The sequence below is a fragment of the Deltaproteobacteria bacterium genome (genome assembly GCA_016180845.1).
In the GTDB taxonomy this organism is placed as follows: domain Bacteria; phylum UBA10199; class UBA10199; order JACPAL01; family JACPAL01; genus JACPAK01.
Window position 1 is genome coordinate 225,708 of sequence record JACPAK010000002.1, and the last position, 16,388, is coordinate 242,095.

14 protein-coding genes are annotated in these 16,388 nt (G+C 50.4%); all 14 read left to right on the forward strand.

Features of this window, described 5'->3' with window-relative positions; translation table 11 throughout:
* Positions 1-3: 3 nt before the first annotated feature.
* The 14 genes from mutS to HYT76_05350 are packed head-to-tail and all read left to right on the forward strand — an operon-like array spanning position 4 to position 16,384.
* Positions 4-2,469: a DNA mismatch repair protein MutS gene (gene mutS, locus HYT76_05285; protein MBI2082963.1), complete on the forward strand. Its 2,466-nt coding sequence runs from the start codon at positions 4-6 to the stop codon at positions 2,467-2,469.
* On the forward strand, positions 2,447-3,196 hold the full coding sequence (locus HYT76_05290; protein MBI2082964.1) for an N-acetylmuramoyl-L-alanine amidase: 750 nt from the start codon (positions 2,447-2,449) through the stop codon (positions 3,194-3,196). The genes mutS and HYT76_05290 overlap by 23 nt, the downstream gene beginning before the upstream one ends.
* Positions 3,193-5,757 carry a [protein-PII] uridylyltransferase gene (gene glnD, locus HYT76_05295; GenBank protein ID MBI2082965.1) on the forward strand — a complete coding sequence of 855 codons (2,565 nt, stop codon included), beginning with the start codon at positions 3,193-3,195 and terminating at the stop codon, positions 5,755-5,757. The genes HYT76_05290 and glnD overlap by 4 nt, the downstream gene beginning before the upstream one ends.
* The gene (locus tag HYT76_05300; GenBank protein MBI2082966.1) at positions 5,757-6,014 is read left to right on the forward strand and encodes a hypothetical protein; all 258 of its coding nucleotides are present in this window, start codon (positions 5,757-5,759) and stop codon (positions 6,012-6,014) included. Before glnD ends, HYT76_05300 begins: the two co-directional genes overlap by 1 nt.
* Positions 5,995-6,345, forward strand: coding sequence for a hypothetical protein (locus tag HYT76_05305; protein MBI2082967.1), 351 nt, complete (start codon positions 5,995-5,997; stop codon positions 6,343-6,345). The genes HYT76_05300 and HYT76_05305 overlap by 20 nt, the downstream gene beginning before the upstream one ends.
* The gene (gene miaB, locus HYT76_05310; GenBank protein ID MBI2082968.1) at positions 6,346-7,620 is read left to right on the forward strand and encodes a tRNA (N6-isopentenyl adenosine(37)-C2)-methylthiotransferase MiaB; all 1,275 of its coding nucleotides are present in this window, start codon (positions 6,346-6,348) and stop codon (positions 7,618-7,620) included. It begins immediately after the preceding gene.
* Complete coding sequence (locus tag HYT76_05315; protein ID MBI2082969.1) at positions 7,617-8,120, forward strand: bifunctional nuclease family protein; 504 nt, start codon at positions 7,617-7,619, stop codon at positions 8,118-8,120. The genes miaB and HYT76_05315 overlap by 4 nt, the downstream gene beginning before the upstream one ends.
* A complete protein-coding gene (gene vanZ / locus HYT76_05320; GenBank protein ID MBI2082970.1) occupies positions 8,117-8,476 on the forward strand; it encodes a VanZ family protein in 360 nt (119 codons plus the stop codon). Before HYT76_05315 ends, vanZ begins: the two co-directional genes overlap by 4 nt.
* Complete coding sequence (locus HYT76_05325; GenBank protein MBI2082971.1) at positions 8,446-8,964, forward strand: gamma carbonic anhydrase family protein; 519 nt, start codon at positions 8,446-8,448, stop codon at positions 8,962-8,964. Before vanZ ends, HYT76_05325 begins: the two co-directional genes overlap by 31 nt.
* Positions 8,936-9,970, forward strand: a complete 1,035-nt coding sequence (gene tilS, locus HYT76_05330) for a tRNA lysidine(34) synthetase TilS (GenBank protein MBI2082972.1) — start codon at positions 8,936-8,938, stop codon at positions 9,968-9,970. Before HYT76_05325 ends, tilS begins: the two co-directional genes overlap by 29 nt.
* A 34-nt stretch (positions 9,971-10,004) precedes the next feature.
* A complete protein-coding gene (locus HYT76_05335; GenBank protein ID MBI2082973.1) occupies positions 10,005-12,200 on the forward strand; it encodes a hypothetical protein in 2,196 nt (731 codons plus the stop codon).
* A 41-nt stretch (positions 12,201-12,241) separates the two neighbouring features.
* On the forward strand, positions 12,242-14,149 hold the full coding sequence (locus HYT76_05340; protein MBI2082974.1) for an ATP-dependent metallopeptidase FtsH/Yme1/Tma family protein: 1,908 nt from the start codon (positions 12,242-12,244) through the stop codon (positions 14,147-14,149).
* Between the two features lie 18 nt (positions 14,150-14,167).
* A complete protein-coding gene (folP, locus tag HYT76_05345; GenBank protein MBI2082975.1) occupies positions 14,168-15,013 on the forward strand; it encodes a dihydropteroate synthase in 846 nt (281 codons plus the stop codon).
* A gap of 9 nt (positions 15,014-15,022) precedes the next feature.
* Positions 15,023-16,384: a phosphoglucosamine mutase gene (locus tag HYT76_05350; GenBank protein MBI2082976.1), complete on the forward strand. Its 1,362-nt coding sequence runs from the start codon at positions 15,023-15,025 to the stop codon at positions 16,382-16,384.
* Positions 16,385-16,388: the final 4 nt, after the last annotated feature.

Genomic DNA, 16,388 nt, shown 5'->3' on the forward strand with positions numbered 1-16,388 from the left:
GTCATGGCACCGTTAGAACTCACCCCGATGCTCCGCCAGTATCTCGAGATCAAGGAGCGTCATCGTGATGCAATTCTCATGTACCGGATCGGGGATTTCTATGAGATGTTTTTTGACGATGCGGTTCAAGCCTCGAAGATTCTCGATATTGTCCTGACTTCACGGAATAAAAACGATCCGACACCGATCCCTTTTTGCGGTGTCCCGTATCATTCGGTCGAGCCGTACATCGCGAAACTGATTCAGGCCGGTCGTAAGGTGGCGATCTGTGATCAGGTAGAGGATCCGAAAGAGGCGAAGGGGGTCGTGCGACGCGAGGTAACGCGCGTTATCACTCCTTCCTTGAGTATTGATACCGATCCGTCACCTAGATCCTCCTATCTTGTTGCCATTTCTCCAAATAGGGGCGGGTCCTGTCTTAAGGTTCCGCAATGGGGTTTTGCTTTTTTGGAATTCTCAACCGGGGAGTTTAAGGTGGCCGAGCTTTCCTACGAAGAGATCTGTGAGGAGATCCGATCACGACCGGTTCGGGAAATTCTCCTCCCAGAGTCTTTCAATACCGATTCAGAAAAAACTTTGCTGAAGGATCTTTTAGTAAATCGTCTTCCAATGTGGATTTTTGATGAGGCCTATGGTCGTCGGCTGCTTCAGGAACAGTTTCAGGTGGCAACGCTCTCCGGATTTGATTGTGAAGGGATTCCCTTCGGGGTGATCGCGGCCGGGGCGATCCTTCATTATGTGCGTGAGACGCAGAAAACGAACTTCTTGCCACACATCACGGCGCTGAAGCGGCATCAGAGGGGGGATTTTCTCGTCTATTCCGATGAGACCTATCAGAGCCTCGAGGTCGATCGTCTGACCCAACTCCTCGACAGGACCGAAACGGCGATGGGGGGGCGGCGACTCCGCCAATGGATTCGATATCCGCTGACCCAAAAAGAAAAGATCGAATCGAGGCTTGAGACGGTCCAGGAGCTGACTCAGAAGGAAACTGTTTCGGCCGGTTTTCAGGAGTCATTGAAGAAGATCTATGATCTGGAGAGGCTTACGGCACGATTATCATTGAAGACAGTCAATGCGCGGGACCTGCTCGCCCTTGGGGTCTCTCTCCGGGCATTGGAGGAGATGCGGACGTCTTTGCAACAGCTCTCATCTAGCAGAATGAAAGAGATTGCCAGCCGGTGGGACCCGATTTCGGAGAGCTCTTCCCGGATCTGCAAGACGTTGCGATCCGATCCTCCTCTGTCTCTGCATGAGGGGGGGATGATTGCGGAAGGGGTTCGCGAGGATCTCGATGAACTCCGGAAGATCAAACAATCGAGTCAGGAGTCTCTCGCCGCGATTGAAAAAAAGGAGAGGGAGCGGACAGGGATTTCCTCATTGAAGGTCGGTTTCAATCGAGTTTTCGGGTATTATATCGAGGTCACGACGACCCACCTCCAAAAGGTACCGTCCGATTATTTCCGCAAGCAAACCCTGACGAATGCCGAACGATTTATCACGCCGGAGCTCAAGGAATTTGAAGGAAAGATCTTGGGCGCCGACGACAAGATTCGGGCGCTCGAGTATCAGATTTTCATCGAACTTCGAGACCAGGTCTCCCAGGAGATTTCACGCATCAAGGCCCAGAGTGAGCTTGTTGCGGAGGTTGATACGTTGGTTTCGTTGGCCAGCGTCGCGCTGAACAGGCGACTGATTCATCCCACGATGGTGGATGAATCGATCTTGGAGATCGAGGGGGGGAGGCATCTGCTAGTGGAGAGTTATCTCCCGGCGGGACGTTTTGTCCCAAACGATCTTCATCTGGATACAGAAGAACAGAGGCTTATTTTGATTACAGGGCCGAATATGGCGGGGAAATCGACCGTGATCCGTCAGGCCGGTCTCATCGTTTTGATGGCCCAGATCGGGAGTTTTGTCCCGGCAGAATCCGCGGTGATCGGTATTGTCGACCGCCTCTTTTCACGGATCGGGGCCTCTGACCGGCTCTCGCAAGGGGAGAGCACTTTTATGGTAGAGATGAGCGAGACGGCATCGATTCTCCACCATGCGACAGGCAAGAGCCTGATTCTACTCGATGAAATTGGTCGAGGCACATCGACTTTTGATGGCCTCTCTCTCGCGTGGGCCCTTGCTGAATATCTTCATGACACGCTGAAGAGCCGGACGTTATTTGCGACACACTATCATGAGCTGATTGATCTGGCCTTAACACATGCGGGGATTCGGAATTATAATGTGATGGTCAAGGAGGAAGGGGAGGAGATTGTCTTTCTTTACCGTCTGGCGCCGGGGGGGATGAGTCATAGTTACGGGATTCATGTCGCCCGCCTCGCTGGTATTCCAGGAAAAATTCTGGAGAGGGCGAAGGAGGTCCTTCAGAATCTGGAACAAGGCGAGTTCGAACGTGGGACGCCACGTCTCGGGAAAAAACAGAAAACATCAAATGATCAAAGGACACTTTTTTAAAATCCTTCTGACTTTTCTTTTCTTGTCACAGAACCTCTTGGCCCAGGGACCTATCGTGGTCATCGATCCCGGTCATGGGGGAAAAGATCCCGGGAGTGTTGCGAATCGGGGGATTTCGGAGAAAAAATTGGTTCTTACATTCGCCAAACGACTTCAGGAGACCCTCCGGAAAAAGACAGGGGCGAAGGTTTTTTTGACGCGAAATCGCGACAGGTATCTTCCCCTGGAGGAACGAAATCGTGTCGCGAATGCAAAACAGTGTGATCTCTTTATCTCACTCCATGCCAATTCTGCCAAAAACAAAAAGGCAGAGGGGGTAGAGATCTATTATCTGAATAAGGCAACCGACGCTGCTTCACGGCGTCTTGCCGAAAGGGAAAATCGTGGATCCAAGAGACGCCAGAAAGATGTCGATGCGATCATGTCTGATCTGATCCAGACGGCGGTGACGGAAGAGTCAGCGGAATTGGCCGGGATTTTACGAAAATCTTTGGCGAATGGGCTGCGAAAGGAAGGGGTTTCGGAGGTTCGTGTGAAGACAGCCCTGTTTTATGTCTTGGTCGGTGCAAAATGTCCGAGCCTTTTGGTCGAAATGGGGTACCTCACAAATTCGAAGGAGGCGAAGCGGCTGAAAGACCCAAAATTTCAGACACGAGTCGCTGAGGCGTTAGCGGATGGTGTTCAGCTCTATTTAACAAGACAGGGTCAGGCGAGGAGTGATTTGTGAAAAAAGGAAGCGAATCGTATGAAGCGATCCTTCGTCGGACAGATGAGATTGATAAGCTCCTGATCACCCTTTTTGAAACAGCAGAGAAAGAGAAGGGGGGTCTTAAAATCGCCCTCTTATCTCAGGGGGGGTATGGTCGACGGGAGCTTTGTCTCTATTCGGATATTGATCTTCTCTTTCTCTACGAAGGGAAAGAAAAGACCTCACTCAAGTCTTTTGCGGAAAAGGTTCTTCATCCGCTCTGGGATGTCGGTCTGGAAGTTGGTTTTGCCACCCGGACCGTCTCAGATTGTGAAGAATTGATGCAGGAAGATCTCACGATTCTTTCCTCTCTGATCGATGGTCGATATCTGGCGGGGGACAGGGGGCTCTTTAATAATTTTGAATCGATGAAAGAGAAATTTTTCTCTTCTCTCGCCTTGCGTGAAAAGTTTTTCCAACAAAAATCCAAAGAGGATGAAGACCGATGGCACAAATATGGAGGGTCTGTCTATCTGTTGGAGCCTCATCTGAAGGAGGGAGAAGGGGGTCTTCGGGATTACCACACCCTTTATTGGTTTGCGCGGATCGCTCAGGGTCTGACCAATCCCCAGGATTTTGGCAAAAACGGTCTCTTGTCGTCGGAGGACTTTCATCATTTTTGGAAGGCGATCAATTTTCTCTGGAGGGTTCGTGAGGAGCTCCATCGGCTTGCCGGACGGCGTCAGGATCAGCTTCTCTTCGAACATCAAGAGACGATCGGGCGCCTCCTGGGCTTTTCGAATACCCCTCAGTTTCTGGGTGTCGAACAGTTCATGCAGCAGTATTATCGACATGCCGCAACGATACGAAGAATTTCCAAAAAAGCGGTGCGCGAGTGCCTGATTCAATCCCTTCGCGGTTCTACTCCGGTCGAACATACCAGTGAAGATTCGCATTTCAGGATTGTTGAGGGGAAACTGTCTCTGGGGACACCGGGTCTTTTTCAAAAGGATCCTCTTTGTCTTCTCAAGGTTTTCCATATCGCGAGGCATCATGGGGTTGAAATTGATGATTCCACACGTGGGGAGATCGCGAGAAACCTCTCCTCAATAGATGATTCATTTCGCTCCTCCGCTCCAGCGGCCAGCCTCTTCCGGGCAATGCTTCGGGAGAGTGGTGGTCTTGGCCGGATGCTTGTCCAGATGAATGAGACAGGGGTGCTGGGAAAATTTCTCCCCGAATTCGAAAAACTTCATTTCCGGGCTCAACATGACATTTATCATCTCTATACGGTCGATGTTCATTCAATTTTTGCCGTCGGCGAATTTGAAAAGGTGCTTGAAGGAAAATATGCCGAGTCCCATCCGACATTCACGGAGATTTCAAAAGATCTGAAGCGAAATGACCTTCTGGCCTTCGCGATCCTTTATCATGACATCGGAAAAGGGGAGGGGAAAGGCCATGTGGAAAAAGGGGCCCCGTTGATTCGACGTGCCGGTGACCGATTGGGCTTTAGCAGTGCCGAGCTCGATCTGCTCGAATTTTTGGAGCGCAGTCATCTGATTATGACGCATCTTGCCTTCCGGCGCGACCTTGAGGAGCAGAATCTGATCATCCGTTTCGCAAAGTCGGTTCAGAATCTGGAAAATTTGAATCTTCTCTGCCTTTTGACATTTTGTGATGTCCATGCGGTGAGTCCCGAGGCGATGACCAGCTGGAAGGCCTCTCTTCTGGAGTATCTCTATTTAAAAACAAGGGAGGTCTTGAGAAGCGGTGATTACACCCCGGAGAGGGTTTCATCTCATCTGGGAAAAATTCGGGGTGCGGTTGGTTCTCTCCTGCCACGCCAGAATGATTTGGAAGAATTCGACCATTTTTTCCAGTCGATGCCTTCACGGTATGTGATGTCCGCATCTCCGGAGACAGTCGCTTATCATTTGAGGCTCTGGAGGAAATTAGAATCCGACCGGATCGTCTTTGACTGGAGGATTCTGTCCAGGGAGGGATTGAATGAGGTGACCCTTTTGACTCTCGATACCCCCGGACTTTTTTCGAAGATGGCCGGTATTTTTACCGCCCACAATATCAATATCCTGCGAGCGGAACTTTCTGTCTCGAAGCTTGGGTATGCCCTTCATACCTTTTTTGTGACGGATCATGGCGGTTTGTTAATCTCTGATGTCGAGACCTGGGAGTCTATTTTCCAGGATCTGAGGGCGGTGCTCTCTGGGAGAGTTCGGATCGAAGACCTTGTTTCTGAAAAATTCAGCCCTTCTCTATTCAAGAAAAAAGTGGCCCAAAAGCTTCCCTCACGAATCGATATCGACAATGACGTCTCGGCCTTTTACACTGTCATCGATATTTATGCCCACGACCGGGTGGGGCTTCTTTACCAGGTGACGACGACCCTCACGGCGCTTGGGTTGTATGTTGATGTTTCCAAGATTTCGACAAAAGTGGATCAGGTGGCAGATACTTTTTATGTGAAGGATATCTTTGGGCACAAGATTACCGATGAATCGCGCCTGAAACGGGTCAAAGAGGTTCTGGTGGAGGTTTTGGAAAAAGAACCAACACCTGATTGGAGGGTTCCCTTGTGATGTGGGAGATCTGGGTTTCGATTGCCCTTGTGGTTTTTATTTCTTTCCTTCTCCTCATGATTCGTCGCGCGGAACGACGGAAGTTGAAAAGTCGAACAGGTGATTTGCTTTCTGATGCTCTTCGTGAAGAGATTGAGAAGGAAAGGAGCGAGGGGGCTGAAAAGAAAAGAAAATTTGAAGAAGCGATGAAGAGTGTTGAAATTGGATCCGAAAAGGCTACTATGGATCCGCAACAAAATGCCATCAAGCCAGATTAAAATTTGCCTGGAAACGGGATGTCGAAATGCCCAGACGACGAAAGGGTATTGTCGTCTTCATTATCTCAAGAACTGGAAGGGATTAAAGAGTGAGGCTCATAAGAAGGCGGCGGAGCGGTTGAATCGGTATGTCGAAGGGATTGTCAAAAAATATCCGGACCGTTACATGGAGGTGATTCGAAAGGATCTGAGGGGCAAGAAGGATTTCGAACCATTTCTGGATGATCCTGCCGGTGAGGATGTTCAAGGGATTATGGAAGATCTGGGTTATACCGACGATGAGAGTATCGAACGCCTCCTGAATAACCTGCGTATCAATAAAGAATTTTAAATGAGAGCCTACATCAAGACATTCGGGTGTCAGATGAATGAGCAGGACTCTGAAATCATGAAGGGGCTGCTTCTTCGCTCCGGTTACTCCCCTACCTTGAAACCAGCTGAGGCAGACCTGATTCTCATCAATACCTGCAGCATTCGCGAAAAGGCGTATCACAAGGCGATGAGTGAGATCGGTCGTTACCTCCAGAAGGGGGAGAAAAAAGTCGTTTTGGGAGTGACCGGTTGCGTCGCCTCTCAGGAGGGGAGAAAGATTCTGAGACGAATGCCTCATGTCGATTTTGTGCTGGGGACCGATCATATCGGAAAACTTCCGCAGGTGATCCAGGAGGCCCGAGAGAGGGATAAAAAGAACTCTTATTCGGAGTTTCGGGATCTCTCTGATTATGAGTTTCCGATACCTCTTGAAATTCCGGGGGAGAGGAAGGTGAAGGCTTATGTCACGATCATGAAGGGATGTGATAACACCTGTTCCTTTTGTATCGTGCCGATGACTCGTGGTCCCGAAATCTCGCGTGGTTCCGATGATATTATTCAAGAGATTCGGAATCTGGAATCTCGAGGGGTTAAGGAGGTCATGCTCCTGGGCCAAAATGTAAATTCTTATGGCAAGGGGCTCTTGGAGAAAATGGATTTTCCAAAACTCCTTCGCCGGATTGCCCGTGAAACAGGGATCAAAAGGATCCGGTTTACCAGTCCTCACCCGAAGGACCTTTCACGGACGCTTATTCGTGAATATGCGGAGAACGAGAGGCTTTGTCCCCATATTCATTTGCCAGTTCAGTCAGGGTCGGATCGAATTTTGAAGAAGATGCAGCGGGCCTATAGCCGCCAGGTTTATCTGAGGAAGGTGAATGAACTTCGGGCGGTTTGCCCGGATATCGCGATGACCACCGATATCATTGTGGGATTTCCTGGTGAGACGGAAGGCGATTTCAGAGAGACGCTCGATCTCGTCCGAGAAGTTCGTTATGATCAGAGTTATTCGTTTGTCTTTTCACCCAGACCGGGGACCGTGGCTGCGACGCTACCTGATGACACCCCCCAGGAGGTAAAGGATGAGAGGCTCGTTCGACTTCAGGAGTTACAAAAAGAAATCAGTCTTGAAAGGAATCGTGAGTGCATCGGGAGAAGGGAAGAGGTGCTTGCCGGGAGAACTCCCCAGGGTCGGATTGTAAATTTCGATGGTGCAGGAGAGAATGTTGGTGATATACTGAATGTGATGATTAAAGACGCCACGGCGTTTTTTCTAAAAGGGGAGATCCTATGATGATCGAAATGAAAGTTACCGGTCTCACGATTGACCCCTTTACCAATATGCCGATTATCATTTTGAAGGATTTGGAAGAAAAGAGCGCCTTGCCGATCTGGATTGGTCTCATCGAGGCCTCGGCGATTGCCACCGAATTGGAAAAAATCCAGCTTTCGAGACCGATGACCCACGATCTGATCCGAAATATTTTGACGACGTTGAATGTGACGGTTGAAAAAATTGAGGTCAATGATCTCTGCGACAACACCTTTTATGCCAAAATTTATCTCAAAAATGGGAGCGAGGAACATGTGATCGACTCTCGTCCTTCAGATGCGATTGCGCTGGCCCTGCGAACTCATTCCCCGATTTTTGTTGATAAAAAGGTCATCGATAAATCACGCGACATCGACCTCGCCCGTGGAGGAAAAACAGGGGAGAAAAAGGTTCAGGAAGAGAAGTGGACGGAGATTTTGGAAAACCTGAACCCCGACGATTTCGGGAAGTACAAAATGTGAAGAAGTGGATCCCGCTCCTGCTTTACGCCTCTTTTTTATTTTATCTGTCCCATCAGCCATCTATCGAGCCCCCTGAATTTTTTGGTTGGCTTTTTCTGAGTGATAAACTTCTTCATGTCGGTGCCTATACCCCCTTTGGTCTTCTTTTGGCCCGTGCGGTTAAACGTCACAAGCTCCTCATTGCCTTTTTAGGGGCGACCCTCTATGGTCTCTCCGATGAGTTCCACCAGTCCTTTATCCCCGGCCGGATGGTTGAAATTGGTGACCTTGTTGCCGATGCGGTTGGAGGGTTTGTTGGGGGTTTGCTTTATTTAAGGCTTCAAAAATGGCCCAAATTATCACGCATCATGGAGTGACGCCGAAGATCCACCCCTCTGTTTTTCTGGCGGAAGGGGTAGTGGTGATCGGCGACGTCGTGATCGGAGAGGACTCCTCGATTTGGCCCAACACCGTACTGCGGGGTGACGTGAATTCTATTCGAATTGGACCCCGGACGAATATCCAGGATCTCTCCGTCTGCCATGTCGAAACGGGGACCTGGCCGCTCATTATTGAGGATGAAGTAACCGTCGGCCATCGGGTGGTGCTCCACGGCTGTCACATCAAGTCGCGTTGCCTGATCGGGATCGGATCGATTATCATGAATGGTGCCGTGATCGGTGAAGAGTCTCTTGTCGGTGCCGGATCGCTCGTGACCGAGAAGATGATCATCCCGCCCCGGACCTTGGCATTAGGCTCCCCCGCAAAAGTGAAACGCGACCTAACCCCCGAAGAGATCGCCTTCCTTAAGGTTTCCGCCGAAAATTATGTCCAGAATGCACGAAGTTACAAAAAAGTTTCGTGAGACGGTGAAACAGTGGGATCTCTGGAAGAGGGGAGAGCCTCTGGGACTCGCTGTGTCGGGCGGGATTGATTCGATGGTCCTCCTAGACTTAGTCCGTCGTATCAAGACTTCCGAGCGATCCCACGCGACTGTTTTCCATTTCAACCACAAACTCCGCGGTGAGGAGTCGGATCAAGATGCCCTTTTTGTCAAAAAAATTTGTGAGGGTTGGAAGATCCCTCTTGTTGTGGGAGAGGCCCCTCCCTGGAAGAAGAAAAACAATCTTCAAGAAAAGGCGAGGCAACTTCGCTACCAATTTTTTCGGGAAGAGGCGAAGAAGGCTGGAATCCAAAAAATCGCCACAGCCCATCAGGCGGATGATCAGGCGGAGACCTTTTTGATCCGGTGGATCCAGGGGGCGGGGTTGAAGGGGTTGAGCGGCATTCCGTTGATGAGGCTGGTTGGACAACATCAACGGGTGACTCGGGCGGGGGTGCCCACCCGCGCGCAACGGGTGAGCACGGGTGGGCTTGAGCCCGAGGCAGGACCCGTTGATGTTGGCCTCACCATTGTCCGTCCTCTCTTATTTGTCACACGAAAAGAGATCACCGATTACGCCAAAAAATTTGAGGTCCCGTTTCGGGAAGACTCGTCGAATCGGGAGACGAAGTATCTTCGAAACAAGGTGCGACAGATCTTGTCTGAGCTTCGTAAACTGAACCCGAATCTCTCGGTCCGATCGGCGGTGAATTCGATTCTTTTGAGGGCGGATGAGGAATATTTAGAGACGGTCGGTTCTAACATCGACAGTTTTAATATTCCTATTTTTACGAAGCTCCCCCCCTCCCTCCGCTACCGTCTTCTTCAACGGATGTATGAAGAGGTCTCAGGCCACCCTCTTTCAGGGGAATTTGTCTTGAAGATTGACTCACTGATCAGGGATTCTGAGCCGAAGAGACAGTATAATCTGCCCCATGGAGTGAGGTTCCAGAAGGATTACGTCTGCTTCAGATTTGCAGAAACTTAAATCTCCTGTAGACCGATAAGTATTTAGAACTTCAATGGAAACTAACAATCTGAACCAATCGGTACCAGTCTATTGCGAGCAGCTTGGGATGTTATCTGCGATCCCGTTTGCCCTGGCAAGGGTTGGCGGGGGTGTCGACGCCCTCGTCAATGGTGAGTGGGGGGCGAGGGGGGTTAAAGTCGGTCTCAAACTTTTGCCGTTCCGTCACCTTCAGTGGTTTAGTCGGTTTTCTCCACTTGCCTTCAGTGTGACGACGGTTTCGACGCTCTTTGCCGGGATTGCGGCGCTGACCTCTCTTGTTGGTGAGAGGCCGCAACAGGAGAGGGAGGAGGCTAGCGAGACCCTCATCCATTCATCGCTTCTTGTGGCAAATCTCATGTCCCGTTATGTCGGTCCGTTCCAGTTGTTTGTGCAACTGGGAACTGCTGCTGCGGGGGCTGTTCAGGAGGTTGTAGGTATCGTTATCGCGATTCGGAAAGAGAGACCGTGGTACGACCAGACACTCCGGATCGGGATGTTTCTGATCTTCAACGGTTCGAAGCGTGAGTGGCAGACGTCACTGAACCGGCTCAAAATCAGTTGTGAAGAATGGTCTGTTCGGAGATCAGGAGTAAGGCTGATAAAAGATTGGGATCGAGGGAGGTTGATCCATCGAGCTGAGTTGCCTGACGGTTCGTATACTTTATGCTGGGATCGGCTTGTCAGAGGGGATCGTACAGTCCGAGTTCTCCGGCCAGGTGCGAGACTCGGTTATGATTTTTCTGAACTCCAGACCAATTTACCCGGCAGGAATGCCGTTTATTTCAAAGGGGTTCTCTATGAGAATCGAGGCCCCCTGATCTTCGAAGATGATTTTGGGAATCGCCTTCGGACGGTTATGACCGAGAGAAGAGTTACCGTTTATCCAGAGGAGCAGCTGCTTCATCCTTATCCGCCATTTTGCCATCCTGATTTGACAGTTCCGTATAAGGGGCGCTCATTTAGACTTGAACCTCATCAGACTGCTGGAGATTACTATCTGGCGACAGCGGTATCGGGCACTCAGTCAGATGAATATCTTTTTTACTATAATCGTCGCGAACGTCGTTTCCAGATCGGACCGGATATCGTCTGCCACCCTACAGAGGGGCAGGCATTTTATTATCAAGGAAAGCGATTCCAGATAGAGTTTGAAGAAGGGGGAGGAGGAGTCAGACATTGCCTTGGCAGATCGGTCTCCGATCCCGATCAATTGATTGCCATAGAGAAAGGGGAGTTTGGAGACTGTCGGCTCTTCGAGCGCGCCGTTTTCGATCATCCAAAAGAAGGGATCGCTGCCTCACAATACCTGACCTATGGCGGCAAGACGTATCTGATCGAGCATCGGGATGATGGTTTTGTCTATGCCAGTTTGAAAGGTCAGCCGACTGGCAGAGAGGAGAATTGGTTTGTTGGGCGTGTCGTGCCAGGAGGTTTTGGTCTGGTTCGTCAGACGGTCATCTCATTAACATCAGCAGAAATGAGAGACGAATTTTACAAACAGGTCTGGCGGCTCGAGGTGAAGGCTGATCGTCACTATGGAGGCTGGAAAAAGGGGCAACCCTTTCCGACCGAACTCGTCTCCCGAACGCCTGAAACTAATTTCTACGAGACGAAAGGTGTTCTTGTCTCCGGTCGTCAGATCGAATTACAAAAGTATACCCTCATGGTGGGTGATCGACATCTGGTCGAACTTTATCTGCCCCCAAAGAAGGATCGATTTTATTCTCTCGATGATTGGATCAAACTCTTGCGTGATCTCCCACCACGCTCGCTTTACTCTACAAAGCAGGTTTGGGTTGTCCCTCAGGGGGAAAGAATGAGGCGCGGTGCCCTAGGGATTTTTTTTACGGACAGGCAGGAGATGTATATTCAAGATGGGTATCGTAAGGATAAACTGGTTCGCGAGGTTCTCTTCCATGAGATGGTCGGGCATGGTTTTGAGAGAAACAATTGGAGAATCCGGGGCATGATTATCATGGCGATGAAACTGGATCGGCGGCGAATCAGCGGTTATGGTACCAAGCATGACTTTGAGTACCATGCCGAGGCGGCCAATTTCCTCTTCCGGTATCCTTCCTTGAGACGAATCTATCCGCATCAATGGGATCTCGTTGAAAAACTTCCTGAAGTGGATCCACGGGAAATTCCAGTGAGTCTAGGGACGATGTGGTTTCATAGAGCGGTCCGGGTGGCGGCTCCTTCAGCTTAACGGTTGCCTTTAAGAATCTCTTTATGTTACCGTTTTAACCAATGAAACAGTCCCATAAGACACTTGCCCTCTGGGCCCTGATTATTTTGCTTTCCATCTCAATCGTCCACTTTATGAGCAACCGGCCCTCTTTACGAAAGACGATCAGCTTTAGCGAGTTCCTGGCTGCCGTGGGGAGAAATGAGGTGGAACGGATAACGATTCAGGATGATGAGTATGTCGGGAAATTCAAAAGTTCAAAAATGAATGGCGAATTTTTTGAGACGGTGGGGCCGACAGAGAGTGAAAAGGCATTCGAGCTCCTCTCACGATCCGACGCGGTCGTTGAATACAAAAAACGCCGTGAGACCCCGCTCTGGCAACAGATCCTGATCTCGTGGCTCCCGATGATCCTCCTCTTCGCCTTCTTTTTCTTTTCGATGAGACAGATTCAGGTCGGTGGGGGCCGGGCCTTAAGTTTTGGCCGAAGTCGGGCGAGACTTCTTTCGGAAAACCAGAAGAAGGTGACATTCAAGGATGTTGCCGGTTGTGAAGAGGCGAAATACGAGCTCGAGGAGATCATCCAGTTTTTGAAAGAGCCTAAGAAATTTACCAAATTGGGGGGACGGATCCCCAAGGGTGTCTTGCTGGTCGGGGCGCCGGGTACCGGAAAGACCTTGCTGGCGAAGGCAGTTGCCGGCGAAGCGGGGGCGCCGTTCTTCTCGATCTCCGGATCTGATTTTGTCGAGATGTTTGTCGGTGTCGGTGCCTCACGCGTGCGGGACCTTTTTGAGCAGGGGAAAAAGAACGCCCCCTGTATCATTTTTATTGATGAGATTGATGCGGTCGGCCGTCATCGTGGTGCGGGTCTGGGGGGAGGGCATGATGAAAGGGAACAGACTCTGAATCAGCTCTTGGTGGAGATGGATGGTTTCGAATCGAATGAAGGGGTCATCATCATGGCGGCGACGAATCGTCCGGATGTGCTTGATCCGGCGCTGCTCCGACCGGGACGTTTTGATCGTCGCGTGATTGTCCCACGGCCCGATCTCAAGGGTCGTGAAGAGATCCTGAAGGTCCATGCCCGTAAAACAGTTTTAGGTCAGGATGTTGAGCTCTCCGTCGTCGCGCGTGGCACGCCCGGTTTTTCGGGGGCCGATCTTGAAAATCTGGTGAATGAAGCGGCACTGAATGCGGCCCGATATGACAAGAAATTTATTGAGATGACCGATTTTGAGCTCGCGAAAGACAAGGTGATGATGGGTGCGGAGCGGAAGAGCATGATCCTGACCGAGGAGGAGAAGCGTCAGATCGCGTATCATGAATCAGGGCATACGCTGGTTGCGAAGAAGCTTCCCGGGGCTGATCCTGTTCATAAAGTAACGATTATCCCGCGGGGGATGGCGTTGGGGCTTACCCAGCAGCTCCCGATTGACGAGCGGCATATCCACTCGAAGGAATTTGCCGAAATTGTGATTTCGGTTTTGATGGGGGGGCGGTGTGCTGAGGAGCTTATTTTTAAACACCAAACGACCGGTGCCGGTGACGATATTGAAAAGGCGACTGCCATGGCACGCAAGATGGTCTGTGAGTGGGGGATGAGTGATCTGGGGCCTTTGAGTTTTGGTCGTAAGGAAGGGGAGGTTTTCCTCGGTCGTGACTTCGTCCAGCAGCAGGAGTACAGCGGTAATACAGCGATTCGGATCGATGAAGAGGTTTCGAAAATTGTGACCCAAAACTATAATCGGGCTCGAAAGATTCTTCAGGATAATAATGATGTTCTTCACCGTCTTGCGGAGACCTTGCTGGAATTCGAATCTCTGGATGGGGATCAGATCGATCGAATCCTGAAAGGGGAAAAGCTGGATCCGCCAAAGAGTGTTTCAACTCCATCAAAACCGGCTGTGGTGGTTGAGGCTGTTTCGGAAGGAACTGGTGTTCTTCTCCATCCACAACCTAGCAAGGCGTAACCTCCTGTAGAGGCATTCATGAGGATTGGATCACAAGAGTTTGACTTTTCCCATAAAGTTTATCTGATGGGTGTTCTCAATCTGACACCCGACTCGTTTTCCGATGGGGGGCTTTATTTCGATCCGGCCGTTGCTTTGGATCGGGCCCTTCAGATGGAGGAAGAGGGGGCACAGATTCTCGATATCGGTGCCGAGTCGAGTCGACCCGGATCCAAACCGATTACGGAAGAGGAAGAGGAGAGGCGTCTTTTTCCTGTCTTGAAAAAAATGGTGTCGAAGATTCGAATCCCGATCTCGATCGACACGCGACGGTCACGCATTGCGGAGATCGCGATCAAAGAGGGAGGAGCCCTTATTAATGATATTACAGCGCTTCGCTATGATTTCCGGATGGGGGAGGTGATTGCCGAGGCGGGTGTCCCTTGTATCCTCATGCATATGCGTGGGGAGCCGGAAACGATGCAGCAGGAGGTTTCTTATATCAATGTGGTTTCGGAAATCGTGCATTTTTTGAGGCATCAGATGGAGATGGCAATCCGGATAGGGATCCCGCGAAACCAGATCCTCCTGGATCCCGGTATCGGTTTTGGGAAGGCACCGGAACACAATCTGGAGATCCTGAAACATCTGCAGGAATTTCGTGTGCTCGAAAATCCTCTTGTGATCGGCGCCTCCCGAAAATCTTTCATTCGTCGTGTCTTTGGGATAGAAAATGCACAAGATCCTATGGTACGTCATGGGTCCCTGGCGGTTGCCGCTATTGCCGCCTGGAATGGCGCTTCCATGATTCGAGTTCATGATGTTCGAGAAACCGCAGAGGTTTTGAAGATGGTAGAGGCGCTCTGTACCACAAGAATTTTGTAAGGATTTTATATGGCAGAGATAAAAAAACGTGAGCTTTTTGGAACCGATGGGATTCGAGGGCGTGCCAATGAATACCCGATGACCTCTGAGATTGCGTTGGCACTCGGTCGTGCCCTTGCCTTTCATTTCAAAGGAGAGGGACGCCATCGAAGGATCCTGATCGGTAAGGATACGCGGCGCTCCGGATATATGCTCGAGATGGCCCTCGCCTCCGGTATCACCTCTATGGGGGTCGATGTGCTCCTCGTCGGTCCGATGCCGACGCCGGCGGTTGCCTTTTTGACCCATGGGATGAGGGCAGAGGCGGGAGTCATGGTTTCCGCCTCGCATAATTCATTTCAGGACAACGGCATGAAGGTTTTTGATCATTCCGGTTTCAAGCTTGAAGATCGGGAGGAGAGGAAGATTGAGTCCCTGATGTTTAGTGATTTGTTGACCCATCATAGACCGTCACCTGAGAAGCTCGGGAAGGCGTTTCGTGTTGAAGAGGCGAGAGGACGCTATATCGAATTTCTCAAGGGGACCTTTCCAAAGGAACAGAGATTGGATGGACTCAAAATTGTTGTCGACTGTGCGCATGGGGCTGCCTATCAGGTCGCTCCGACCGTTTTTGATGAGTTGGGGGCCGATCTGAATTCGATGGGTGTCTCGCCCAACGGTCTTAACATCAACGAAACAGGGGTTGTTCTGCCTGATCTCATAAAGAAAAGGGTGATCGAAACGAAGGCAGACTTGGGGATTGCTCTGGATGGAGATGCCGATCGTGTCCTCTTTGTCGATGAAAAAGGAAATCTGATCGATGGTGATGCGATCATCGCTGTCCTGGGAGCCGAACTTTTGGAACAGGGGATTCTAAAAGATGGTGTTGTTGTTGCGACCGTGATGAGCAATATCGCTCTCGAAAAATATCTCGATCGTCGCGGCGGGAAGGTGATCCGAACCCAGGTGGGGGATCGGTATCTTGTCGAGATCATGCGTGAGAAAGGGTATCTTTTTGGGGGGGAATCATCCGGCCATCTGATCTTCCGTCAGTATTCAACCACAGGAGATGGAATTCTTGCGGCACTGCAATTACTCGCCTTGATGCGGACAAAAGGAAAGAGGTTGTCAGAACTGGTTTCAGATTATTCCCCTTGTCCTCAAGTGATGAAAAATGTGCCGGTCAAAGAGAGACGGGTTTTGGAACAGATCCCTTCTCTGATGGAAAAGATTCATCATCTGGAACGTGATCTTGGGAAAGAGGGACGTCTGCTTGTTCGCTATTCCGGGACAGAGCCACTAGTGCGGATCATGATTGAGGGGTGGGATGCCAAGAGGATTGAATCAATGGCTCAGGACTTGGCTTCTAGTGTAGCCCGGGAACTTTCCTAAAATT